This window comes from Xanthomonas sp. NCPPB 1068 (genome assembly GCF_041479385.2).
GTDB lineage: Bacteria > Pseudomonadota > Gammaproteobacteria > Xanthomonadales > Xanthomonadaceae > Xanthomonas > Xanthomonas cannabis.
Window position 1 is genome coordinate 4,803,699 of record NZ_CM192986.1, and the last position, 23,385, is coordinate 4,827,083.

Genomic DNA, 23,385 nt, shown 5'->3' on the forward strand with positions numbered 1-23,385 from the left:
ACGTGCCTTTCTCCGGGTGCTTGTGCCGCACCTCGATCCGGGCGAGGTGGCGTTGGCATGGCCAGGCAGGCGCGGCGTGGGGTGCGCGTGGTGTCTGGCTGCCTCTGGGGGGGAGCGGTTTGCGCACGGCGCTGATTGGGAGCGGGGTTTGTTGGGTCATGGGTCGGGCGCTTCTGTAGCAGACGTACCCTCACCCCAACCCCTCTCCCGGGGGGAGAGGGGCTTTGAGCCATCGGGGATCAGTTGCGTTGGCGCGCTGCTGGATATTGGCTCCGGGGCGTTGCCGGCGAACAAGGCGTCGAGGGCTTCCACCAGGGCAGGGTCGAAGCGCCAGGCGTGGATGCCGGGGGCGGGATCGCCCCCGCCGTTGCGCCCGGCATCCAGGCCGCGGCAGAACAGATAGCGCACGCCGCCGAAGTCGCGGGCGTAGTCGTAGCCACCGCCCTCGGCGGCATCGCCCAGGCGGAAGCGCAGCCAGCGGTGCAGCGCCACGGTGTAGATCAGCGCCTGCAGCTCGTACTCGCTGTGCGCCATGGCGCGGGCCAGGGCGTCGGCGTCGTAGCTGGGCAGGCGGTTGGACTTGTAGTCCAGCACGTACCAGCGGCCGTCCACGGTGTAGGTGAGGTCGATCAGGCCGGTCATCAGGCCTTCCAGGCGCTGGCGCATGCCGAAGGCCTGGCGGTCGCCGACCACGCCAAACCGGTGCAGCAAGGCCAGCAGCGCATCCACGCGGGTGGGCCGCATGGCGAAGTGGAATTCCATTTCGTTGCGACGCTGCGGCGCAGGCACGTCGGCCAGGCGGGTGCCTTCGGGCAGCGCAACGGTGAGGGTGTGGCCGATCAGCGCGGTGAGCATGCTCAGGCCGTCGTCGAGTTCGTCCTGGGCATAGCCGCCGCGCTGCAAGGCCTCGACGATAGGCGCAGCCTGGCCATCGGGGGCGGGTTGGCCGGGCCGCCAGCGCTGCCAGGCAGCGAAGTCGCTGCGCTCGAACACGTCGTGCATCACCACGCCGAAGCGGTTGCCGGCGAACCGTGGATCGAAGGGTTCGGCCTCGGTGGCCACCGCGATCGCTTCGCTGCCGGACGGCTCGTCGCTGCCGCCGCTGCCGACCACCGTGGCGCTGGCCATCGGGTCGGTGGCGGCGCCGGCATTGGCATTGGCCAGCTGGGTGAAGCTGTAAACCCACCACTCCGGGGCGATGTGGCGCTGCGGGGTGCGCGCGGGCGGCACCTGCGCCTCGACCGGTGGCGGCAGGCGTGGCAGGTTGGCGGGCGGCGTGCTGGTGTCGACCACCACCGCGCCCTCGCCTGCTGCGCCCTGCAACGCATCCAGCGCGCGCAGCATGCCGGCCAACGCAGTGCGCTCGTGCTGATGGAACGGGCCGCTGGCGATCCACAGCGCGTGCTCGGCGCGGGTCAGGCCGACGTAGAGCAGGCGCGCGTCTTCGGCACGTTGTTCCTGTTTCCAGGCGGTTTCGGCGGCGCTCCAGGTCGGGTCGTCTTTGTCACGGCTCCATTTGGACACGTTCCAGTGCAGCTGGCGGCCGAGCTCGGGCGCATGCACCACGCAGTGGCGGCCGGCGCCCTTGTCGCTGCGGCCGATGCCGATGTACGGCAGGAACACCAACGGATATTCCAGGCCCTTGCTCTTGTGCAGGGTGACGATCTGCACGCGGCGCGCGTCCGACTCCAGCCGCAGCTGCTGGGCTTCGTCGTTGTCGTCGGCATTGGCGATGCGGCGCGACAGCCAGTCCACCAGGCCATGGGGGCCGAGCGCGCGGGCGTCGGCTTCCTGCAGCAGTTCGGCCAGTTGCAAATAGTTGGTGAGGCGGCGTTCGCCATCGACCAGGGCCAGCAGGCGTTGCCCGTGCGCGGCGCCCAGCTCGCCGATCAAGGCCAGCGGGCCGCCGCGTTGCCAACGCTCGCGCCAGTCCAGTGCGTGCTGCTGCCAGCGGCGGTGACGCTCGCCGTCGTGTGCGAGCGCAGCGATGGCGGTGGCGTCTTCGCCGATCAGCACGGTGGCCAGGGCGGCGCGCAGGCGGCTGTCGTCGCCGGGGTCGAGCAAGGCCTGCAGCAGGGCGAGCAGTTCCAGCGCCTCGTCGGTGGCGAACAGGCTTTGCTTGCCGGCGGCCACGGCGGGGATGCCCATCGCGCCCAGTGCCTGCTGGATGCGGGTAGCTTCGCCGTGGCTGCGCACCAGCACGGCGATATCGCCGGCCTGCACCGGGCGGCCGTTGATGGTGGCGCTGCCGTCGCGGCCACCGGCCAGCCAGCTGCGGATCGCCGCGACGCAGGCGGCGGTGGCCAGCTCGCGGGCGCGGCCGGCGCTCCAGGGTCTGGGCTTGCCCTTCATTACCGGCGGTGGCTCGGGCGCGCGCCACAGCGTGAGTGCCGGCGCGGTGACGCCGTTGCATTGCAGGTCGGTGTCCAGGCGTTTGGTGCCGGCCTGCACCGGGTGGAAGGCGATGCCGTCGGTGAGGAAGGCGTCGGTGTAGCCGGCCTGCGCGTACAGCGCATCGATGGCGGCCAGCACGCCGGGGCGCGAGCGGAAATTGTGGCTCAGCGGTGGCGCCAGTTCGGCGGTGACCGCGGCAGCCAGATAGGTGCGCACATCGCCGCCGCGGAAGCCGTAGATGGCTTGCTTGGGGTCGCCGATCAGGAACAGGGCCGGCTCCAGGCCGGCGGCGCGGGCAAGCGGGCCCTGGCCGAACACAGTGGAGAAGATCGCCCACTGGCGGTCATCGGTGTCCTGGAATTCGTCCACCAGCGCGATGGCGTATTGCGCGCGCAGGCGCTGCACCAAGGCATCGGCCTGCGGGCCTTGCAGCGCATGCGCCACGCCATCGACCAGGTCGTCGTAGGTCTGCACGCGGCGCTGGCGCTTGAGCAGTGCCAGCCGTGCGATGGCATCGTCGCGCAGCGCGTGCACCAGGCGGATGCGGCGGCGGGTGCGCCATTGTTCGACGTTTGCCAGCGCGGTGAGATAGCCATCGATCTCGTGGCTCATCGGCGAGGCCGGCGTGCGGTCGACGAACTTCTTGTTGGTGCCGGTGGCCAGCTCCGCAGCGGTCAACTTGAGCAACTTCGGATGCGGCGCGCTGTCGTGCGAGGGCGCCGCGGCGAAGCTCTGGAACCAGTGCCACAGCGAGGCCAACCACTCGGGCTTGTAGCTGACCTTGCTCAGGATGCCGCCATCGATGGCGGCCATGATGGCGTCGAAAAACGCCGTGCCGTGCGCCTGGAACGCAGCCGCCAATGCATGGCTGGCGTCGTGCACGGCCTGCAGCAATGCCGCGGCATCGTCGGTGGCGTCATCGGAGCGTGCGGGCAGGATGGCCGGGTGGCGCACCAAGGCACGCAGATCGGTGGCCAGGGCGGGCGGGCCGCCCGACCACAGCGCGATGAGGTCTTCGGCCATCACCGCATCGGCGGCGCGTTGCCGCCACAGGTCGGCAGCGACTTCGCCCAGCAGTTCGCGGTCGTTGGCGAGCAGTTGCGGTGCGGCGAAGGCCTGGCCGCTTTCCAGCGCATGTTCGCGCAGCACGCGCGCGCAGAAACCGTGGATGGTGAACACGGCGGCCAGGTCGATTTCTTCGACGGCCTGTTGCAGGCGGCGGCGCAAGGCGGCAGCGGTTTCGGTGCCGGTGGCCAGGTGTGCTTCGAGAATGGAGCGGGTGAGCAGGGCGTCGGGCGCTTCGTGTAGGAGCGGCCTTGGCCGCGACGGGTCGTTGGCGACGTTGGTCGCGGCCAAGGCCGCTCCTACAGGAGCATCGGACGTCGGTACGATGGCCGGTTCGGTCGCGCCCGGGTGCGCTCCTACGATGGTGGATGAGGCATTGGGCACCAGCGTTGCGGCCAGCACCAGGCGTTCGCGGATGCGGCGGCGCAGCTCTTGCGTGGCGGCTTCGGTGAAGGTCACCGCGAGGATCTGGCCGATGCGCAGGCCGCGCTCGACCACCAGCCGGGTGAACAGCGTGGCCAGGGTGAAGGTCTTGCCGGTGCCGGCGCTGGCTTCGATCAGGCGCACGCCGTGCAATGGCAGCTGCAGGTACGGGTCGATGACGGGAGTGCTGCTCATTCGGCGTCGTCCTGTGCGCCGTGCCAGTGGCGCCAGCTGTCGATCAGCCGCTCCGGGTCGAGCGTGGTGTCGGTGCTGCCGCGTTCGAGCAGGTCGTACACGCGGTGGCTGGTGGTGGCGAACTCGGTAAAGCGCTGCACATCGGCAAACGGGTCGCGGCCGCGGTTGACCAGGCGCAGTTCCGGGCTATGCGACTCGCTCCAGCCGAAGCTGGATTGCCACTGCCCGGCGGCGTCCTTGATCGCCTTGTCCAGGTCGTCGCTGCGCGCGGCCTGGTGATATTTCCAGCTGCTGTACGGCGCGAACGGCAACGGTGCCTGCAAGCCGTGGCGAAACAGCTGCAGCAATTGGGCCAGGGCGCTGTGCGCCTGCGTCTGCGACAACGGTTCGGGGTCGATGGGATGCGGGCCCAGGCCATCGTCGTGTTCGAAGAAGCGCACATATGGCGCCTGCTCGCCGGCGGCGCGCAGCAGCAGCCATTCCAGGCCGTGGCGAATCGCGCTGCGGCCGCTGAGCGCACCGACCTGCACCCGCCCCACGCCATCGGCGTACCAACCAGGCACGCGGCCATGCACTTCCGTCTCGCCGATCTGCACCTGCAGCCGGCGCGACTGCGCCGGCGCTTCGCCACGCCATTGCCGGAATGCCTGCGCATACGGGCGCAGTTGCGCCACCCGCTCATCGAGCTGGCGCCGCCCCAGCGGGCCGGATGGCAGCAGTGCGCGCGCGCGCAGACGCTCGTACAGCCGCTCGGTGTCGCCGGCCAGTGCCGCTTCGAACACCTGCTGCTGCAGGCCGTAGTGGTCCAGCCCGCGCGTGGAGGCGAGCAGTGGTTCCAGGTCGCTGTCTTCGCTGGCCGGATCAGGCAGCCGCATGCCCAGGCGGTGGCGCAGGAACTGCCCGGCCGGGTCGCCGAACAGGCGGCGCAGGTCGTCGATGGACACGTTGGCGGGCAGCGCAACGGTGTCGGCCGGCAGTGCGCCGGCGACCCACGGCGCCAGCGCCTGGCGTTGCCCGGCCAGGCTGTCCACGGCCGGGCGCCATTGCCGGCGATAACTGAAACGGCGTGGGTCGGCGTGCGCGTCGTCGCCCACCGCGCCGAACGCCGCGGCGGCGAACGGCTGCAACGGGTGACGCACTACCAGTGTGTCGAACGCCGCTGGGTCGGCGTGGTACTGCGCCGCGCTGCCCAGCAACTCGCTCACCAGCACCGACGGCTCGCGCACGCTGCCATCGCGCGCATCGGCGCCGAGATAGCTGAGGTAGAACACCTCCTGCGCGGAGGCGAACAACTGCAGGAACAAAAAGCGGTCGTCCTCGCGCGTGGAGCGATCGCCGTGCCGGCGACGTTCGGTGCCCAGTTCCGCGGTGAGGCGATTGAGCCCGGCGGCCGGGTCGCGGCGCGGGAAATCGCCGTCGTTCATGCCGAGCAGGCAGATCACCCGGAACGGCAACAGGCGCATCGGCACCATGCGGCCGAAACTGATGCCGCCGGTGAGCAGCGGCGCGCGCGTATCCGATTCGCCCAGCACTGCGGCGAAATGCGCACGCACCACCTCGGCCGGCACCTTGCCTGCGTAGTCGGCACGCACCGCATCGCGGGCGAACTGATCGATCAAGCTGCGCAGGCGGTCCAGCGCGCGCTGTGCACGCGGTGCGGTGGGCGCTTTTGGCATCAGCGCCTCCAGCAGGCCAAGCAGACGCTCGCGCCACTCCACCGGCGTCATCGCTTCGGCCAGCAACGATTGATGGCGTTCGAGCACGCGCAATAGCTTCAACAAGGTGTCCAGTGCGGCCAGCGCGCTGCCTTCCAGCTGCGGCCATGGCGCCACGCCATCGATATCGTCGTCGGCACCGCTGGCGTGACCGAGCAGCAGCCGGTCCAGCGCAAAGCGCCAGGTGTAGGCGTCGTCGCTCGGAGCCTGCAATTGGCGCCGATGCGCCGCATCCAGGCCCCAGCGCGCGCCGGCCGCGTGCAGCCAGCTGCGCAGGCGTTCCAGCCCGGCTTCGTCCAGGCCGGCGGCTTCGGCAATTGGTGCGCTGGCCAGCAGGTCGAGAATTTCGTGCAGGCCGAAGCGTGCGATCGGCAGGCCGAGCAAGGTCAGGAACACCTCGGCCAGCGGCTCGCTTGCCAGCGGGCTGGCATCGGCCAGTGCATATGGCAACGCGTCGTCATTGCCGTGGCTGCCGAACACCGCGTCCAGATACGGCACATACGGGTCGATATCCGGCGACAGCACCGCGATCTCGCGCGGCTGCAAGGGCGGGTCGAAGCGCGGGTCGTCGAGCAAGGCGCGCAGCTGGTCGTGCAATACCTGCAACTCGCGCAGCCGCGTGTGGCAGGCGTGCACCTGCAGGCTGGGGTCGTGCCGATTCACCGCCGGCAACGCGGCCGGTACGCGTGGCGCGCGGCGATTGAACAAATCGCTCTGCATGCGCCGCAACAAACTGTCGCCCAGGCCGCCATCGGCCAGCGCGCGGCGGCCGGACTCCAGCGGGTCGGCATAGGCTGCGATCTCGGCCAGCGGGTGCACCACCTCGTAATCGCCCACCAGCGCCATGAAGTCGCGCCCGGCCGCGCCCCAGGCCTGCAGCAGTGGGTTTTCCTGCACCTGCTCGGTGAACAGCTGCACCGCGCCGTCTTCGCGGCGGCGTTGCCACAGCGTCTGCAAATCGCCCCAATAGCCTTGCGTGGGCGTGGGCAGATAGAAATGCAGCGTGCCCACGCGCGCCTGCGTGGCCAGCACGCGCAGCACGTCGGGCGAGATATTGAGGATGGCAAAGGCGAACAGCCGGCCCGGCAAGCCCTGTGGCAAAGGCCCGTCGGCGCGCGCGTAGCGGTCCAGATACTGGCCGATGCGACGCGCGCGGTATTGCCGGCCCGATGCGATGCTGCGCCACAGCCGCGCCTGCGGATCCTCGGGGTCGGCGCCGCCTTCCCAACGCAGCAGCCAGTCGCGGCGCCAGGCCTGGTATTTCTCGAACACACTGCCCAGCTCGCCGGCCAGCGCCCACGGCTTGAGCGCGTCGCCGTCGGACAGATAGCCGGCCAGTGGCGCCAACGCCCCATCGCTGCCCAGGTCCGATTGCAGGACCGCGTACAGCCGCCACTGCGTGGTGGCCATGTCCAGATCGTCGTCGGCCGGGCCCAGGTTGCACTCCAGCGCGCGCGCGACGAACTCGCCGGGGGTCAGGAATTCCAGATTCGCCGCCACCCCGTGCTCCGCCGCCAGCGTGGATTGCAGCCAGCGCCGCATAGCCACCTGCGGGATCAGCACTACCTCCGGTTGCAGCAGCGGCTGCCCGGGTACCGGTCGTCGCAGTTCCTGGGCCAGCAGGGCAGCCAGGGTATCCAGCGCATTGGATGGATAAAGGCGGAAATCGGGCGCGGAGGTGACGTGCATGCGTGCGCGCATTGTGCCGGATGCGCGCGTGATGCGCTGTCGGCGCTGGCCGCGATCTGCCCTGGCGCTGATGCACGTGCGCCGTGCGGTCGAGCGCGCGGGCGCGCTGCCGGCGCGCGCTGCAATCCGATGCAGGCCCTCATTGCCAATGCTATGCGGCAAGCATTCGACGCCGCATGCGGATCGCGCGACGTCAGATGGATGTGCCGGCCGGCCGGCGCATCGACGCTGCCCGGCAGCGCCGCGTCGGCCAGCACCGGAGTCAGAGCGGTGCACATTCCCGCGCCGCGATCGCGCGGCAGCCGGCGTGCGACCTGCGTGATCGCGACCGCAGGTCGAACAGGGGCAGGCCATCAAGCGGCGGGCCAGCCGCATCCACCGGGCAAGCGTCGCAAATGCGATGGGCCGGGGTCATCGCCCGGCCCATCGCGTTGCTTGCTGAGCGGGCTTGCGCCGCGATCAGTATTTCTTTTCCAGATTGATCATCCAGGTCTGGTCGTTGTTGCTGTCGCCATCGGTGATGCCGCGGTACTCCAGGCGCGTGGAGAGGCCTTGCTCGGTCAGCAATGCCGCGCCGATACCGACCATCAACCGGTTGCGGTCGAACGCACTTTGCGCGGTGCGATAGAACGGACCGCCGCTGAGATCGGCATAGCTCAGCGTGGCATCGCCACGGCCCTGGAAGTCGCGCTGATACTCCACGCGCAACTGCGGGGTCAGCCGTCCCCAGCGTACTTCGCGGCGCCACTCCAGGCGCAGGCCCAGGTTGCCGGTCGTGGTGGCCACATCCATGTCGGCATAGCGCAGTGCGAACGGCGCCACGCCGTCTTCCGCATAGCCATCCAGCGTGGCGCGTGCCACATCCACCCGCGCATACGGAGTGATCTGCACGTCGCCGCGCTGCAGGTCGGCACCGGTGGACAGCGAGGCGATCCACTGCTTGCCGTCGCGGTTGCCCTCGGCCAGCGAACTGTCGTCGGTGACGAAGCGGCGCAGGTCGTAGGACAACATCTGGTAACCCACCAGGGTGTCGAAGAAGAACGCCTTGCCCGGGTGGAAGCTGGCGTACAACGCCATGGTGTACGCGGTGCCCTTGCTGCGGCTGCCGCGCGTGCCCACATCGCTGTCGTCGCGGCCCCAGCCCAGGCCCGCACCGATCGCCAGCGACTGCGCAACCCGGTAGTCGGCACCGATGCTCAGGCCGTCGGTCTGGAAATCCACGCCGTTGCTGTTGGTCTGCCGGTTCAAGCTGCCCGAGCGGATCGCACCGCCGATCCACAGGCCCAGGTCGCCCTGGCCCTGCACACCTTCGCTGCTGCCCGCCGCCGCTGCCGCCGGCGCATCGCGGAAGTCGTTGTCGGCGTCCTGGGTGTCCGGGCTGCACGGCTGCGCAGTGATGCCGCGCTCGGCCTGGCGGCAATGCGAGGTGGGCTGGAAGCTCACCGCGTTGGTGAAGCTGCCACCACCACGGTGGGTGGCTTCCAGACGGCGCTGGAAGTTGTCGATCTGCGCACGGGCAAACCGCCGCGTGGACTCGGACTGCGCATCGATCAAGCCACGCACTTCCGCGTCCTGGCTCGGGTCGCGGCGCGGCGCGATGTTGAACACCACATTGGCCGGCACCGAGGTTGCGAAGGCGTTGGACAAGGTGAACTGCACCGTGGCCTGGCCGACAAACGCCGGGTTGGGGGTAAAGGTCAGCATGAAGCTGGGCGTTTCGGCCATTGCCGCCGCGGCCGGCGACGGGCCGCCGGAGGCGCGCGCCGCTGCGGCGGTGGCTGTACCGCCAACCCGGGTGATGGTGGCAGTACCGGCCGAGGCCGGCAGCACCGCAACCACGGCCGCAGCCACAAACGGCCCGCCGGTGGCATTGCGGGTGATGTCCACCTGCTGCGCTTCGCCGGGCACCGCCTCCGCGGTCACCGACACCGCCACCGGCCGCGCATTGACGGTGATGGTCAGCGTGGTCGCGGCCGAGGTGCCGCCACTGCCGCTCGCGGTATAGCTCACCACATCGGTGCCGATGAATCCGGCGTTTGGCGTGTAGACCACATTCAAGCCATTGACCACGGCACTGCCGTTGGTCGGCGCGGTGGTAATGGCAATCGCGGTGATCGTGCCGGTGTCGTTGCCGGTCACCGCCACCGTCACGGCGGTGCCGTCCATGGTCACGGCAGTGTCTGCCACCGCCACCGGCGCGGCGCTGCCCACGCTGACGCTGTAGGCCTGCGCCGCGCTGGCAGCACTGGCGTCGGTCACGGTGATGGTGAAGTTGCTGACGCCTTCGGCACTGGGCGTACCGGACAGCGTGCCGTCGGCAGCCAGCGTCAACCCGGCCGGCAAGGTGCCGCTGGTCACGCTGAAACGGTAAGGCGCCACGCCGCCGGACACGGTCAATGTCTGGCTGTATGCGGTGCCATTGACGGCCGGCGGCAGCGTGCCCTGCCCGATCACCAGCGTGGCCGCGCCGATGCTCAGCGCATAGCTGCGCGAGGCCTGCGCAGCCGGGCTGGGCGTGCTGTCGGAGGCAGTGAGGGTGAAGTTGAACGTGCCCGCCACGGTGGGTGTGCCGCTCAGCCCGCCGGTCGCCGCATCCAGCACCACGCCGGCCGGCAGCGCGCCGGCAGTCAGCGCATAGCTGTACGGGGCGGTGCCGCCGGTGGCCGGAGTGATTGCGGCGGTGTACGCCTGCCCGGCGGTGCCGACCGGCAAGGTGGAAGCCGGCAGCACCAGGTTCGGGCCGGCCACGGTCAGCGCATATGCCTGCGTGCCGGTGAAGCTGTTGGCATCGGTCGCCTGCACGGTGAAGTTGAACGTGCCTTCCACCGTCGCCGTGCCCGACAGCGTGCCGTTGCTGGCCAGGGTCAGGCCGGCCGGCAACACGCCACTGGCAATCGCATAGGTGTACGGCGCGGTACCGCCACTGGCGCTCAACGCCTGGCTGTACGCAGTGCCACGCGTGGCACCGGGCACCGAGGTCGGTGCGACCACGACTTGCGGTGCCGCGATGGTCAATGCATAGCTGCGCGAGGCCTGCGCAGCCGGGCTGGGCGTGCTGTCGGAGGCAGTGAGGGTGAAGTTGAACGTGCCCGCCACGGTGGGTGTGCCGCTCAGCCCGCCGGTGGCCGTGTCCAGCACGATACCGGCCGGCAGGGTGCCTGCGCTCAACGCATAACTGTAGGGCGCAGTACCGCCGGTGGCCGGAGTGATGGCCGCGGTGTACGCCTGCCCTGCCGTGCCCGCAGGCAAGGTGGATGCAGGCAATACCAGGTTCGGGCCGGCCACGGTCAGTGCATACGCCTGCGTGCCGGTGAAGCTGTTGGCATCGGTCGCCTGCACGGTGAAGTTGAACGTGCCTTCCACCGTCGCCGTGCCCGACAGCGTGCCGTTGCTGGCCAGGGTCAGGCCGGCCGGCAACACGCCGCCGGCAATCGCGTAGGTGTACGGCGCGGTACCGCCACTGGCGCTCAACGCCTGGCTGTACGCAGTGCCACGCGTGGCACCGGGCACCGAGGTCGGTGCGACCACGACTTGCGGTGCCGCGATGGTCAATGCATAGCTGCGCGAGGCCTGCGCGGCCGGGCTGGGCGTGCTGTCGGAGGCAGTGAGGGTGAAGTTGAAGGTGCCCGCCACGGTAGGTGTGCCGCTCAGCCCGCCGGTGGCCGTGTCCAGCACCACGCCGGCCGGCAGCGCGCCGGCAGTCAGCGCATAGCTGTACGGGGCGGTGCCGCCGGTCGCCGGAGTGATTGCGGCGGTGTACGCCTGCCCGGCGGTGCCGGCCGGCAAGGTGGATGCAGGCAGCACCAGGTTCGGGCCGGCCACGGTCAGCGCATATGCCTGCGTGCCGGTAAAGCTGTTGGCATCGGTCGCCTGCACGGTGAAGTTGAACGTGCCTTCCACCGTCGCCGTGCCCGACAGCGTGCCGTTGCTGGCCAGGGTCAGGCCCGCCGGCAACACGCCGCTGGCAATCGCGTAGGTGTACGGCGCGGTACCGCCACTGGCGCTCAGTGCCTGGCTGTACGCAGTGCCACGCGTGGCACCGGGCACCGTGGTCGGTGCGACCACGATCTGCGGGGCGGCGATGGTCAATGCATAGCTGCGGCTGCCCTGCGACGGCGTTCCCGAGGTGCTGTCCGTAGCCGTCAGGGTGAAGTTGTAGGTCCCGGGGGCCGTGGGCGTGCCGCTCAGCGCACCGGTTGCGCTATTGACCGTGATCCCGGCCGGCAGGACGCCGGCAGCCAGGGTGTAGGTATAGGGCGCGATACCGCCGCTAGCCGGCGTGATGGCGGCCGAGTAGGCCTGACCGGCGGTTCCCGGTGCCAGCGTGGTGGCCGGCAGGTTCACGGCCGCGCCGGCAACCACCAGCGTGTAAGCGCGGCTTCCGGTGGTCGGCGCTCCGCTGTCGGTGGCGCTCACGGTGAAGTTGAAGCTGCCGCTCGCGGTCGGGGTGCCCGACAGCACGCCGCTGGCGTTCAGGGTCACCCCGGCCGGCAACGCACCGGCACTGAGCGCGAAGGTGTACGGGGCGGTACCACCGCTGGCCGACAGATTTTGCGTGTAGGCGGTGCCCGCCGTTGCCGCCGGCAGCGACGCCGGGGCGATGACTACCACGGCATCGTCATTGTTGATGGTGCCGGTACCGGTGGCGCGGGCGATGGTGGCATTGGTAGCGCTGGACAGCACCACGCGATAGGTCTCGTTGGGCTCCACCGAAAGATCGCCGTTGACGGAAATCGCCACGGTCTGCGTGGTGGTTCCCGGGGCGAAGCTCAGCGTTCCCGAGCGGGCGGCGTAATCGCTGCCAGCCGTGGCGGTACCGTCGGCGGTAGCGTAATTGACCGTGACGGTCTGGCCGCTGGCCGTGCTCAGGCTCACCGTGAAGGTGGCCGTGGTGGTGCCGCTGTTGCCCTCGATCACGCTGACGTCGTCGATCGACAGCGCCGGCGCCGTGTCGTCGTTGACGATCGTGCCAAGGCCCTGCGCATCGGCCACATTGGCACCGGTGACATTGCTGACGTTGACGAAGTAGGTTTCGTCCGGTTCGTTGAGGCTGTCGCCGTTGACCAGCACGCTGAAGGTGGCGCTGCTGCTGCCGGCGGGAATGGTCTGCCCGCTCAGGCTGGAAGCGACGTAATCCGACCCGGCGTTCGCGGTGCCATCGGCGGTGCCGATGTCGAAGCTGACGCCGCCGGCACCGGCCGGCTGGCTCAACGACACGGTGAAGGTGGCTGTCGTCGTACCGGCATTGCCCTCGTTCACCGAGACGTCGTTGATGCTCAGCGATGGCACATCGTCATTGAGGATGGTGCCGGTGGCGCTGTTGGGCGAACCCACCACATACCCACTGCCGGTGTTGAGGGTGATCACGACCGTTTCATCAGGCTCCGACGTCGCGTCCGCAGTGGGATCGATGACGATGCTGCCGCTGGTCAGCCCGGCCGGAATCACCAGCGGCGAGTTCACCGCCGCGAAGTCGGTGCCCGACGTTGCCGTGCCGCCGACGCTGAAGCCGATCGAGACGGCGGTTGCCGACGGATTGGTGAGCGTCACGGTGTAGGTCAGGTTGGTGCCGCCATCCTCGGCCACGCTCGCAGGCGACACCGCGATCGAGGCGGTGGTGACGTCGTCATTGACGATGGTGGCCGTCGCGCTGGCCGGGCTGCCGGGCGAATAGCCGGTGCCGTTGGCGACGCTGAAGGTCACCGTCTCGTCCGGTTCCACCACGCCATCGGCGATCGGGGTGACGCTGAAGCTGGCGGAGGAGGCATTGGCCGGCACCACGACGCTGCTCACCGCACCGGAGTAGTCGGCGCCGCTGGTCGCGGTACCGCTCCGGGCCAGGTTCACCGTGGTCGCCGATGTGTTGGTCTGGCTTAACGTCACCGTGTAGACGAAGGCATCGCCGCTGTCCTCGCTGCGGTTGACCGGGCTGACCGCAATGCTGGCCGTGCGCGAGGGGTTGATGGTGATGTTGAAGGTGAGGACGTTTTCGTCCTCGTCGCGCAGGTAGAACGTATCGGAGGTCGCAGAATTCCCCCCATGTGTATAAGTGACCGTCTGGGTGCCAGGGCCACTCTGAAAGCTGAGCTGGATGCTGCCGTTGGCAGTGGAACCGCGTCCATTGGCATCCAGCGGATTGCGCGGGTCGTCGCCCATGCCGATGTTGGAGGGGCCATCGCAGTTGCTGACGTCGAACGTCACCGAACCGCCCTGATTGATCGTGGCGTTCTGGGTCGAACAATAGGCCGACGCCCCCTGTGCCCAGACCTGTCCGGGTAGCAGGAGCGCCAGGGCGCAGATCACCACGGCCACCATCCAGCGCATCGGCGCACCGGTGCCTGTTCCACGCCATTGCGGCTTGTTCACGTTCTACCCCTGATGAAGCGCCACCCCGGCGCCGGCACGGTCCTCGTGCCTGAAGGCAATACCGCCCTAGAGAAGTCATCCCCTGGCATTGCGAGCGCATTGAAACAGGAACTGACTGCCAGTTAAAGAACAAAAAATTAATACTTCATTCCAGTTCTGGATTGTCCCGGCTTGTGGGACCCCGCCGCGGCGGGTATCTGTACGGCGACCCCCGACACATGTCGGCGGCGCACCTACGCAGGGAGAGCTGCATGAGCGAGTTTTTCATCGGCCAGGTCATGCTGACCGGTTTCCCCTTCGCGCCGAAATATTTCGCGCAATGCAATGGCCAGCTGCTGCCGGTCAATCAGAACCAGGCATTGTTCAGTCTGCTAGGCACCCGCTTTGGCGGCGATGGCAATACCACGTTCGCCCTGCCTGATCTGCGCGGTCGCACGCCGGTCGGGTACGCGCCGTCGGCCGACGCGAACTGGCAGCCGCCGGTTGCACCGATCGGTCAGGCGGGCGGCGCGGAGGCGGTGACCCTGCTGCCCGCCAACCTGCCCGCGCACAACCACCTGGTGGAATGCAGCAGCACCGGCGGCAACAACCGCACACCGACCGGCCGCGTGTTTGCCACCAACATGGCCACCTCGGGTGCCGCCACGCCGCTGTATGCCGCTCCGGGAACGACGGTTCCACTGACGCCGGCAACGGTCGCGCCCGCTGGCGGTGACCAACCGCATCCGAATCTGCAGCCCTACACCACGATCAACTTCTGCATCGCGCTGTCGGGCATTTTCCCCTCGCGCGGCTAAGCGCGACCGCATTCGGGTGCGCCTGCACGCGCGGCGCCTCATCGACCAGGAAGGATCACATGGGCACTCCATTCATCGGCGAAATCCGCATGTTCGGCTTCGGCCGCACGCCTCAGGGCTGGCAGGCGTGCGACGGCTCGCTGCTGCAGATCTCCGCATACGAACCGCTGTACGTGCTGCTGGGCACCTCGTATGGCGGCGATGGGCAAACGACCTTCGGGGTGCCGGATCTGCGCGGGCGCCTGCCGGTTCACCAGGGCCAGGGCCCTGGCCTGAGCAACTACGTGTTCGCCCAGAAGAGCGGTACCGAAACGGTGACCGTGACCGAGCCGCAGATGCCGGCGCATACCCATGTCGCACAGGTCACGACGGTGGCGGCAACCAGCCCCTCACCAGCCGGACTCCTGCCAGCGGCGGTCGGTGCCACGCTGTTCTATGCCAGCGACGTGACCGGGGCCACCGCGCTGGCGATGTCCACGCAGAGCACCTCGTTCACGGGGGGTAGCCAGCCGCACGACAACACGATGCCGACGCTGACGGTGCAGTACTGCATCGCCACCACGGGCATCTTTCCGCAGCAGTCCTGATCCACGGCGCCGCGCCGAGTCGGTCGCGGCCTGCATCGCTCCACCGGAGGAAATGCGCATGACCGAACCCTATTTCGGCGAAATCCAGTTGTTTGCCTTCGATTACAACCCGTACGGTTGGGCGCTGTGCAACGGCGCAACCCTGCCGGTCATGCAGAACACCGCGCTGTTCTCGTTGCTGGGCGTGGCCTATGGCGGCAACGGCAGCACCACATTCCAGTTGCCGAACTTCTCCACCCGCGCCGGCTGCCAGCAGGGGGCGGCACCGGGCCTGACGCCCCATGCGCTGGGCAATGCGTTCGGCTCCGCCTCGGTGAGCCTGTTGAGCACGCAGATGCCCAACCACGAGCACGGCTTCAATGCGTTCTCGCAAGCGGATCCGAGCAAGAAGAGCGGCACCCCCAGCAGCGGATCCGCACTGTCGAACTTGAACAGCAACAGCGACCGGCCGTTCAATGCAGTCGCACCCGACCAGCAGTTTTCCCCGACCATGGTGCTGCCCGCCGGCAACGGCCAGGCGCACGAGAACCGGCAGCCCTACTTGGCCATGAACTTCTGCATCGCGCTGCAGGGCGATTACCCGGTGTTCGACTGAGGCCATGCCGCACCTGCGTCTCAGGGTCGCGCCGATCGATCTGGAACCGCCTGCTGCACTGGGCGTGCCAGGCGGCGTGCTTCGGCCCGAGCGCGCCGCCGATCTGCCCTGGCTACGCGATCTCTACGCCAGTACGCGGCGCGAGGAACTGGCGCAGGTGCCGTGGGCAGAGCAGACCAAACGCGCGTTTCTGGACCAGCAATTCGCGTTGCAACGCGCCCATTACCTGCAGCATTTCGCCGGTGCCGACGTGTTGATCGTCCAGGTTGGGCCATTGCGTATCGGTCGCCTGTACCTGCACCGCACCACCACGCAACACACCCTGGTGGATATCAGCCTGCTGCCGGACTGGCGCGGCAAGGGCATTGGCTCGCACCTGATCGCCTACGCGCAGGCATCCGCCCGCGCTGCGGGGTGCGCCGTGTGCCTGCATGTGCTGCACGCCAACCCTGCCGCGCAGCGGCTGTATGTTCGTCACGGCTTCATTGCGGGGTGCAGCACCCAGACGCATCTGCAGATGCACTGGACTCCCCATGCTCAACTGCTCAGCTGAGCGTGCTCAATTGAACACGGCCTGATACAGGAACCCGTCGCGTTCGCGCGCCACCGGCACCAGAAAGATGCCGATCTCGCCCAGGCGCGCGTGACGCATCTGATAGGTCTGTTGCGGAAACAAAAAGGCCGAGCCATTGCGAAACAGCAGCGAGAACGGCGCACGCTGCGCGTTGCGTGTGTCCTGCAATGGCCTTGCTTCCACCAGCACGAACGGTACCTCGCCCTCATTCAAGGAGGCAGCGAAGGTTTCGTTGACGCTGCCGGCGAAGTGTTCAAGCGTCAGCAACTCCATGGATGATTCCTTTCATGACGATGTGCACGGATCGTCGCGTGGTTCGCGCCGGCCCCACAAGATGGCGATGCCAACAACGCGACGCACTCGACACATCCGAGCGATGCGGCAGGCGCCATCGCAGTGCGCACGTGGTATCCGACTGTGACGACACCGGGACCCCCCAGGTTCTGAAACGCCGGCCGCCCATGCACTTACTCCCTACTGCAGCGTACGTTGGGCAGCCGTCGCATGCAGCGCAATCGTGCGTGCGTTGCGGGACACGCTGTTACGCAGATGGCGACATGGGCGGCCACATGGCCTGCCGCATGAATGCGACAATACTGCACGCGGCGGTTCGGTTATGTTCAGCCGTGTGACAGTTACTCTATCGCGTTGGAATTCTGTTAAAGGCCTCGATGACGGCGTCCGCCTCTTCTGTCGTGCAACTGTCCGGTGTCCGCATCGATCGCGGCGGGCGGACGATCCTGCGCGACGTATCGCTCGACGTGCCACGCGGCAGCATCACCGCCGTGCTCGGTCCGTCCGGTAGCGGCAAGTCCACGCTGCTGGCGGCATTGACCGGCGAGCTGCGCCCGGTGGCCGGCACAGTCACCTTGTTCGGCAACGCCATTCCCACCGGCAGCCGGGCGCTGCTAGAGATGCGCCGCAATGTCGGCGTGCTGCTGCAGGGCAATGGGTTGCTGACCGACCTGAGCGTGGCCGACAACGTGGCCCTGCCACTGCGCACGCATACGCGCCTGCCGGCGCCGGTGCTGCAACGCCTGGTGCAGATGAAGCTGCATGCGGTGGGCCTGCTGGCGGCGGCCGATGCCTGGCCGCGCGAGCTGTCTGGCGGCATGGCGCGGCGCGTGGCGCTGGCGCGTGCGCTGGCGCTGGACCCGCCGCTGATGATCTACGACGAGCCGCTGACCGGGCTGGACCCGATCGCCTCGGGTGTGATCATGAGCCTGATCCAGCGCCTCAACGACAGCCTGGGCCTGACCAGCATCATCGTCAGCCACCACGTGCACGAGACCCTGCCGATCAGCGACCAGGCCGTGGTCATTGCCAATGGCGGCATCGTGTTCGCCGGCACGCCCCAACACCTGCAGGACAGCACCGATCCGCTGGTGCAGCAGTTCCTGCACGGCCAGCCGGACGGCCCGATCGCCTTCGATGCCGCACCACGCCGCGACCGGAGCGCTGCCTGATGGCCTTCGCCGATTCCATTCGCGCCTTCGGCCGCGCCGGGCTGTTTTCGTTGACCGTGCTGCGTGGCTCGCTGCCCACCCGCGACTTCGTCGCCGAGCTGGTGCGCGAGATCTACAAGGTCGGCGCGCGTTCGCTGCCGATCATCGCCGTGGGCGGTGCCTTCGTCGGCCTGGTGTTGACCTTGCAGGGTTACCGCACGCTCACCACCTACGGTGCATCGGATGCGCTGTCGACATTGCTGGGGCTGTCGCTGTACCGCGAGCTGGCACCGGTGCTGACCGCACTGTTGTTCATCGGCCGCGCCGGCAGCTCAATTGCCGCCGAGCTCGGCCTGATGCGCGCCACCGACCAGATCAAGGCGCTGGAGCTGATGGCCATCGATCCGGTGGCCAAGGCGGTGGCGCCGCGCTTCTGGGCGGCAGTGCTCACGGTGCCGTTGCTGACCGGCGTGTTCTGTTCGCTGGCCATCACCGGCGGCTACTTTGAAGCCGTGCACGTGCTGGGCATCGACAACGGCACGTTCTGGTCGGGCCTGAGCAACAGCGTGGACTTCTGGGACGACTTCGGTGTGGCGATGCTCAAGTCGGCGATCTTCGGCGGCACCGCCGCGCTGGTTGCCGCCTACGTGGGTTTCCATGCCGAGCCGACCATCGAAGGCACCTCCATCGCCACCACCCGCGCGGTGGTGAATGCCTCGTTGCTGGTGCTGATGTTCAACTTCGTCCTTTCTGCAATGTTGTTTAGGTGAGATAGCCCATGGCCATGCGTGGACCACGACTCGAATTCGCCGTTGGCGCCTTTTTGCTGCTGACCCTGGCCTCGCTGCTGGTGCTGGCGGTGGCCTCGACCAACCAGCGCTGGGGCTTCGGTTCCAGCCAGTACACCCTGATCGCGCGCTTCAGCCAGATCGGCCAGCTGCGCGCGCAGGCGCCGGTGAAGATCGGCGGGGTGACCATCGGCAAGGTGGCCGACATCAGCCTGGATCCGACCAAGTTCGATTCGGTGGTGACGCTGTCGCTGGACACCAAATACAAGGACCTGCCCGCCGACACCTCGGCCGGCATCTTCACCAGTGGACTGCTCGGCGAGAGCTATATCGGTCTGCAGCCGGGCGGCGACCCGGAGACGCTCAAGCCGGGCGAAGAGATCGGCTTCACCCAGCCGGCGGTGGATCTGCTGCAGCTGGTCGGCAAGTACATGTTCAGTGGCGGCGGTGATAAATCCGCTACAGACGGTCAGGCCGCCCCGCCTGCCCAGCCCGCTTCTCCCTCTACGGAACCGCACCAATGAAGACCACCCTGCTCTCTGCCATCCTGGCCTCGACCCTGCTGGTGTGCGCACCGGCCACCGTGCTGGCGCAGCCGGCCGCCGCCAGTGCGCCTGCGCAGGGCGCGGCCACCAAGACCGTCATCGACAGCAGCACCCGCATCCTGGGCACGCTGGAACAGCGCCGCGCCGAGTTCCGCAGCAACCCGGCCGCGCTGCGCCAGTACATCGATGGCGAATTGAACAAGGCCTTCGACCGCGACTACGCCGCGCGCCTGGTGCTGGGCGTGCATGGCCGTGGCGCCTCCGATGCCGACATCAAGCTGTTCGCCGATGCGATGGCCGACAACCTGATGCAGCGCTACGGCACCGCCCTGCTCAACTTCGAAGGCAAGCCGACCTTCCGTGCCAAGTCGGAAAGCGCGCTGCCGGGCAACCGCGGCGTCAAGGTGTCTACCGACCTGCTGCGCGCCGGCAACGACCCGACCCCGGTGGACTACCTGATGCGTAACGTGGGCGGCCAGTGGAAGATCTTCGACGTGATGATCGAAGGCATCTCCTACGTGCAGACCTTCAAGGGCCAGTTCGACGGTCCGCTGCGCGAAAAGGGCATTGCCAAGGTCGCTGCCGACCTGCGCAGCGGCAGCCTGCAGGTCGGTGCGGCACCGGCCAATGGCAAGTAACAGCTCGGTGCAACGCAACGGCGACACGCTGGTGGTCACCGGCGTGCTCGACCGTGCCGCGGTCACCGCGGCCTGGCCGCAGGCGGCCGCACAGCTCGATGGCGTGCGCACGCTGGACCTGTCGGGCGTGCAACGCCTGGACAGCGCCGGCGTGGCGATGCTGGCCGAACTGGCCGCGCGCGTGCGCGGCACCGGCACTGCGGCAGTGGTGGGCGAGGCGTCCGGTCTGGACGAATTGCGCGCCGCCTACCGCTTGTCTCCCACCCTCGAATTTCAGGCCTGAGCGCCACGCCATGACCCAGTTCCGCATCCTTTCCCTGTTGGCCTGCCTGTCGCTGCTTGGCGCCTGTGCCAGCCAGGCGCCCAAGTCTGCCCCGCCATCGGCCAGCGCCGACACCGCGCCCGATGCTCCGGCACCGGTGCGTGACGACGCCGGGGTGACCGCGCAACCGGCGGCCGCCGGGTTTGCCGCGCCCGACACGTTGCCGGCCACGGTGGCGGCGGCGCCTGCCGAACAGACCAGCGCTGCGGGCGATGCCGGCGCGGACGCGTCCGGTGCGCCCACCTCGGCCGAGGACGACTTCAGCGCCCTGTACGGCACCACCACGCCACAGGCCGGCGCCAATGGCGCACCCGCCCAGCCGGGTGCGGCGCCAGCGTACGACCCGTGGGAGCGCTACAACCGCGGCATGCACCGCTTCAACCTGGCGGTGGACCGCGGCGTGGCACGGCCGTTGGCGACCGCCTACACCAAGGTGGTGCCGAGCCCGGCGCGGCTGGGCGTGACCAACTTCTTCGACAACCTCGGCACGCCGCTGACCATGGTCAACCAGCTGCTGCAGGGCCACCCGGTGTATGCGGCGCAGTCGCTGGGCCGGTTCGTGATGAATACCACCCTGGGTGTGGCCGGCCTGTTCGACCCGGCCACGGCGGCGGGGATCCCGCGGCGCAGCGAAGACTTCGGTCAGACGTTGGGCGTGTGGGGCTGGCGTAACTCGCGCTACTTCGAGCTGCCGCTGTTCGGGCCGCGCACGGTGCGCGACACCTTCGGGCTGGGTGGCGACATCCCGCTGTCGTGGGTGCGCCAGGTCGACGACGGCGGTGCGCGTTTCGCGTTGCAGGGCCTGCAATTGGTGGACACGCGCGCGCAGCTGATGTCGCTGGATTCGCTACGCGACCAGGCGCCGGACGAGTACGCCCTGACCCGCGATGCCTGGATGCAGCGCCGCAATTACCAGATCACCCGTGACCTGCGCAGCCACCGCGAACAGAACAACGAGCTGCCGGAGTATCTGCGCGAAGACAAGGACAACACGGTGCCGGTGGATGCGATGCCGATTCCCAGCTGGGTGCGTTGACCGGTCGAGTTTGCGTGTCTGACTGATAGATAGGAAGAAGAAGCCCGGGATCGCTCCCGGGCTTTTTTGTGCGCTGTCTTCATGAGCCTTGGGTTGGGGGCGGCGGGGGCGGGGGCGGCGGCAGCGGCAGCACCGTCCTGGCGGCAATCTCGCGCGGAGGGAAGTCCTCAGGCAGGGCATGCACACCGTAGATGGCGCGAATCACCGGCAATATCAGCATCGACTGCAGCGAAGCGGTCTTTCTTTCCGGGTTGTAGAGGTCTTCGATCTCGAAAAGTGAGGCGTCCCCACCCACCAATTCAATCGTGTCACCCGTCGCAGGGGTCGCGATCAGGTAGTGACGCCCGACGACCAGCTTGACCGCACCGCACAATACGCTTGAAAACTGGATGTTCACGAGCCGTGTCGGATCGACATAGAGATTCTGCACAAGCGTGATCTTGCCCTCCACCCAGCTCGTATGAGCACCGAGTCCAAAGTCTTCGCGCCGATATCGCGCCTGGTCCAAACGAAAGATGAAGACGCTGGTGGCGTTCTGCAGGGATTGCTTAAATGTTGGATGAGCGGGTATGGAACATGCGTTTACCTGACCTGCCGCGATGCCAAGCACCACGGCCATGACGGTGCTGCTACTGCGTCGCATATTTACACTCTGCATAGAAGTCCGAACGGATGACCTTAATGGTCATAGTCGAGCCGCGACATAGGCCGCCAGAATCGCCTGTTGAAGCTCCGGCGGCAGCTTCGCATAGTCGTCCGCACGGTCCTGGAATTTGTCCGGAAGTGTGGTGGACAGATCAAAGCCATCTACCACTGCAGCGATTACCAGTAGCGTGCACACCGCAAACTCACGAGCGTGGCCCGGCACAAGCGTGTGGGCACCCAACTCGACGACTTCGTACGGATACCAATCTTCGCCCGGCTCGAACCGGCCCCCGCGCGCAATTACGGATGTAAGCGCCCGTGAATGCCGCTCTTCGTCTTGTCCATAATCGCGCTGGGCAATAAAGCGCACTTCGCCAGGCGTCAGCGAGTGCAGCACTGCACGTAACGTCGATACGGACTCCGCCATGCACTACGCTGCCAACGCCGCATCCACCGCTGCACGCAGGCGTGCATCGTCGGCCGGGACATCGGGGGCGAAGCGCTCGATGACGGTGCCGTCGCGGCCGATCAGGAATTTTTCGAAGTTCCACAACACGCCGGGTGCGGGGTTGGGCGCAATGCCGTAGCCGGCGAGCTTTTCGCGCATCGGGCCGTCGCCGGTGGCACTCGGGCGTGCATGGGTCAGGGCCTGATACAGCGGATGGGTGTCGCCGCCGGTGACCGCGATCTTGGCGAACATCGGGAAGGTGACGTCATAGGTGAGCTGGCAGAACTGCGCGATCTCCGCCTCGCTGCCGGGCTCCTGGCCGTTGAAGTCGTTGGCCGGAAACGCCAGCACTTCCAGACCGGCCGCATGCTTGTCGCGGTACAGCGCTTCCAGGCCTTCGTACTGCGGGGTCAGGCCGCACTTGGAGGCGACATTGACCACCAGCAACACCTTGCCGCGGTAGTCGGCCAATGTGGTTGGCTCGCCTTCGATGCGGGTCACGGGAATGTCGTACAGCGTCTGGCTCATCGGGGCTGTCCTGATCTGCGGGGTAGCCAGCATAAACCGCCCCGCGCGCATGGATGACCTGCGCTGCACCATGCCTCAACACTTGTATATGCAAGTATCTTGGCTACACTCGCCGCATGGCCACACCCCGCACGCCGACCGGCTGTACCAACTTCCGCCTGCGCAGCGTGTCGCGGATGGTGTCGCGCCATTACGCGACATATCTGAGTGCGAGCGGTCTGAAGTCGACGCAGTATTCGCTGCTGTCGCATCTGGTCACGCTGAGCCCGATCCGGCCGATCGATCTGGCGCGCAAGATGGGCCTGGATGCGTCCACGCTCACGCGCAACCTCAAGCCGCTGATGCTGGCCGGACTGGTGCAACAGACCGACGGCACCGATGCGCGCAGCCGCTTGATCACGCTCACCGCCGCCGGCCGTCGCCGGCATACCCAGGCCCGGACGCAGTGGCAGAAGGCGCAATCCAGCCTCACCGCGCTGCTGGGCGCCGAGCGCGTGCTCGCCCTGCATGGCCTGCTCGACGACACCCTGGCCACGCTGCAACAGGCCGGGCTTGCCGATACCGACGACTCCCCCGACTAAGAGCAGCTC

Annotated in this window: 18 protein-coding genes; 11 read left to right on the plus strand and 7 right to left on the minus strand. The window is 68.0% G+C overall.

Features of this window, described 5'->3' with window-relative positions:
* Positions 1-156: 156 nt before the first annotated feature.
* The 3 genes from recB to ACCQ12_RS20345 all read right to left on the minus strand — a co-directional run bounded on the left by recB (position 157) and on the right by ACCQ12_RS20345 (position 13,847).
* Positions 157-4,077: an exodeoxyribonuclease V subunit beta gene (recB, locus tag ACCQ12_RS20335; RefSeq protein WP_372382587.1), complete on the minus strand. Its 3,921-nt coding sequence runs from the start codon at positions 4,075-4,077 to the stop codon at positions 157-159.
* Positions 4,074-7,481 (minus strand): exodeoxyribonuclease V subunit gamma, encoded by a 3,408-nt coding sequence (gene recC, locus ACCQ12_RS20340; RefSeq protein ID WP_372382588.1) that lies wholly within the window; start codon positions 7,479-7,481, stop codon positions 4,074-4,076. Before recC ends, recB begins: the two co-directional genes overlap by 4 nt.
* A gap of 459 nt (positions 7,482-7,940) precedes the next feature.
* The gene (locus tag ACCQ12_RS20345) at positions 7,941-13,847 is read right to left on the minus strand and encodes a putative Ig domain-containing protein (protein ID WP_372382589.1); all 5,907 of its coding nucleotides are present in this window, start codon (positions 13,845-13,847) and stop codon (positions 7,941-7,943) included.
* Positions 13,848-14,098: 251 nt separating this feature from the next.
* On the opposite strand from ACCQ12_RS20345, the gene ACCQ12_RS20350 reads away from it, so the two are divergent.
* The 4 genes from ACCQ12_RS20350 to ACCQ12_RS20365 are packed head-to-tail and all read left to right on the plus strand — an operon-like array spanning position 14,099 to position 16,379.
* Positions 14,099-14,644, plus strand: a complete 546-nt coding sequence (locus tag ACCQ12_RS20350; RefSeq protein ID WP_372382590.1) for a phage tail protein — start codon at positions 14,099-14,101, stop codon at positions 14,642-14,644.
* Positions 14,645-14,703: 59 nt separating this feature from the next.
* Positions 14,704-15,231: a phage tail protein gene (locus ACCQ12_RS20355; RefSeq protein WP_166744681.1), complete on the plus strand. Its 528-nt coding sequence runs from the start codon at positions 14,704-14,706 to the stop codon at positions 15,229-15,231.
* A gap of 58 nt (positions 15,232-15,289) precedes the next feature.
* Positions 15,290-15,826: a phage tail protein gene (locus tag ACCQ12_RS20360; protein ID WP_372382591.1), complete on the plus strand. Its 537-nt coding sequence runs from the start codon at positions 15,290-15,292 to the stop codon at positions 15,824-15,826.
* Between the two features lie 4 nt (positions 15,827-15,830).
* On the plus strand, positions 15,831-16,379 hold the full coding sequence (locus ACCQ12_RS20365) for a GNAT family N-acetyltransferase (RefSeq protein WP_372382592.1): 549 nt from the start codon (positions 15,831-15,833) through the stop codon (positions 16,377-16,379).
* Between the two features lie 6 nt (positions 16,380-16,385).
* Here ACCQ12_RS20365 and ACCQ12_RS20370 read toward each other — a convergent pair whose 3' ends face one another.
* Positions 16,386-16,673 (minus strand): DUF6916 family protein, encoded by a 288-nt coding sequence (locus ACCQ12_RS20370; protein ID WP_005991442.1) that lies wholly within the window; start codon positions 16,671-16,673, stop codon positions 16,386-16,388.
* Positions 16,674-17,071: 398 nt separating this feature from the next.
* Here ACCQ12_RS20370 and ACCQ12_RS20375 point away from each other — a divergent pair, with 398 nt between their 5' ends.
* The 6 genes from ACCQ12_RS20375 to ACCQ12_RS20400 are packed head-to-tail and all read left to right on the plus strand — an operon-like array spanning position 17,072 to position 21,174.
* Positions 17,072-17,866 carry an ABC transporter ATP-binding protein gene (locus ACCQ12_RS20375; protein WP_039410617.1) on the plus strand — a complete coding sequence of 265 codons (795 nt, stop codon included), beginning with the start codon at positions 17,072-17,074 and terminating at the stop codon, positions 17,864-17,866.
* Complete coding sequence (locus tag ACCQ12_RS20380) at positions 17,866-18,615, plus strand: MlaE family lipid ABC transporter permease subunit (protein ID WP_039410615.1); 750 nt, start codon at positions 17,866-17,868, stop codon at positions 18,613-18,615. The genes ACCQ12_RS20375 and ACCQ12_RS20380 overlap by 1 nt, the downstream gene beginning before the upstream one ends.
* Positions 18,616-18,623: 8 nt before the next feature.
* Positions 18,624-19,157: an outer membrane lipid asymmetry maintenance protein MlaD gene (gene mlaD / locus ACCQ12_RS20385; protein ID WP_355606062.1), complete on the plus strand. Its 534-nt coding sequence runs from the start codon at positions 18,624-18,626 to the stop codon at positions 19,155-19,157.
* Complete coding sequence (locus ACCQ12_RS20390) at positions 19,154-19,816, plus strand: MlaC/ttg2D family ABC transporter substrate-binding protein (protein WP_039410610.1); 663 nt, start codon at positions 19,154-19,156, stop codon at positions 19,814-19,816. Before mlaD ends, ACCQ12_RS20390 begins: the two co-directional genes overlap by 4 nt.
* The gene (locus ACCQ12_RS20395; RefSeq protein ID WP_166744684.1) at positions 19,806-20,099 is read left to right on the plus strand and encodes an STAS domain-containing protein; all 294 of its coding nucleotides are present in this window, start codon (positions 19,806-19,808) and stop codon (positions 20,097-20,099) included. The genes ACCQ12_RS20390 and ACCQ12_RS20395 overlap by 11 nt, the downstream gene beginning before the upstream one ends.
* 10 nt (positions 20,100-20,109) lie before the next feature.
* A complete protein-coding gene (locus ACCQ12_RS20400; RefSeq protein WP_372382593.1) occupies positions 20,110-21,174 on the plus strand; it encodes an MlaA family lipoprotein in 1,065 nt (354 codons plus the stop codon).
* A 79-nt stretch (positions 21,175-21,253) separates the two neighbouring features.
* Here ACCQ12_RS20400 and ACCQ12_RS20405 read toward each other — a convergent pair whose 3' ends face one another.
* The 3 genes from ACCQ12_RS20405 to ACCQ12_RS20415 all read right to left on the minus strand — a co-directional run bounded on the left by ACCQ12_RS20405 (position 21,254) and on the right by ACCQ12_RS20415 (position 22,795).
* Positions 21,254-21,793, minus strand: a complete 540-nt coding sequence (locus ACCQ12_RS20405; RefSeq protein WP_372382594.1) for a hypothetical protein — start codon at positions 21,791-21,793, stop codon at positions 21,254-21,256.
* Positions 21,794-21,859: 66 nt separating this feature from the next.
* Positions 21,860-22,246, minus strand: coding sequence for a hypothetical protein (locus ACCQ12_RS20410; protein ID WP_372382595.1), 387 nt, complete (start codon positions 22,244-22,246; stop codon positions 21,860-21,862).
* A gap of 3 nt (positions 22,247-22,249) precedes the next feature.
* Positions 22,250-22,795, minus strand: coding sequence for a glutathione peroxidase (locus ACCQ12_RS20415; RefSeq protein WP_179456150.1), 546 nt, complete (start codon positions 22,793-22,795; stop codon positions 22,250-22,252).
* Between the two features lie 116 nt (positions 22,796-22,911).
* Between ACCQ12_RS20415 and ACCQ12_RS20420 the strand changes: the two genes are divergently transcribed.
* A complete protein-coding gene (locus ACCQ12_RS20420; RefSeq protein WP_166749991.1) occupies positions 22,912-23,376 on the plus strand; it encodes a MarR family winged helix-turn-helix transcriptional regulator in 465 nt (154 codons plus the stop codon).
* Positions 23,377-23,385 lie beyond the last annotated feature (9 nt).

Bases quoted from the DNA above. Each gene is read 5' to 3' on its own strand.
- recB (WP_372382587.1), bottom strand. From the start codon at position 4,077: ATGAGCAGCACTCCCGTCATCGACCCGTACCTGCAGCTGCCATTGCAC.
- recC (WP_372382588.1), bottom strand. From the start codon at position 7,481: ATGCACGTCACCTCCGCGCCCGATTTCCGCCTTTATCCATCCAATGCG.
- ACCQ12_RS20350 (WP_372382590.1), top strand. From the start codon at position 14,099: ATGAGCGAGTTTTTCATCGGCCAGGTCATGCTGACCGGTTTCCCCTTC.
- ACCQ12_RS20355 (WP_166744681.1), top strand. From the start codon at position 14,704: ATGGGCACTCCATTCATCGGCGAAATCCGCATGTTCGGCTTCGGCCGC.
- ACCQ12_RS20360 (WP_372382591.1), top strand. From the start codon at position 15,290: ATGACCGAACCCTATTTCGGCGAAATCCAGTTGTTTGCCTTCGATTAC.
- ACCQ12_RS20365 (WP_372382592.1), top strand. From the start codon at position 15,831: ATGCCGCACCTGCGTCTCAGGGTCGCGCCGATCGATCTGGAACCGCCT.
- ACCQ12_RS20370 (WP_005991442.1), bottom strand. From the start codon at position 16,673: ATGGAGTTGCTGACGCTTGAACACTTCGCCGGCAGCGTCAACGAAACC.
- ACCQ12_RS20375 (WP_039410617.1), top strand. From the start codon at position 17,072: ATGACGGCGTCCGCCTCTTCTGTCGTGCAACTGTCCGGTGTCCGCATC.
- ACCQ12_RS20380 (WP_039410615.1), top strand. From the start codon at position 17,866: ATGGCCTTCGCCGATTCCATTCGCGCCTTCGGCCGCGCCGGGCTGTTT.
- mlaD (WP_355606062.1), top strand. From the start codon at position 18,624: ATGGCCATGCGTGGACCACGACTCGAATTCGCCGTTGGCGCCTTTTTG.
- ACCQ12_RS20390 (WP_039410610.1), top strand. From the start codon at position 19,154: ATGAAGACCACCCTGCTCTCTGCCATCCTGGCCTCGACCCTGCTGGTG.
- ACCQ12_RS20395 (WP_166744684.1), top strand. From the start codon at position 19,806: ATGGCAAGTAACAGCTCGGTGCAACGCAACGGCGACACGCTGGTGGTC.
- ACCQ12_RS20400 (WP_372382593.1), top strand. From the start codon at position 20,110: ATGACCCAGTTCCGCATCCTTTCCCTGTTGGCCTGCCTGTCGCTGCTT.
- ACCQ12_RS20405 (WP_372382594.1), bottom strand. From the start codon at position 21,793: ATGGCCGTGGTGCTTGGCATCGCGGCAGGTCAGGTAAACGCATGTTCC.
- ACCQ12_RS20410 (WP_372382595.1), bottom strand. From the start codon at position 22,246: ATGGCGGAGTCCGTATCGACGTTACGTGCAGTGCTGCACTCGCTGACG.
- ACCQ12_RS20415 (WP_179456150.1), bottom strand. From the start codon at position 22,795: ATGAGCCAGACGCTGTACGACATTCCCGTGACCCGCATCGAAGGCGAG.
- ACCQ12_RS20420 (WP_166749991.1), top strand. From the start codon at position 22,912: ATGGCCACACCCCGCACGCCGACCGGCTGTACCAACTTCCGCCTGCGC.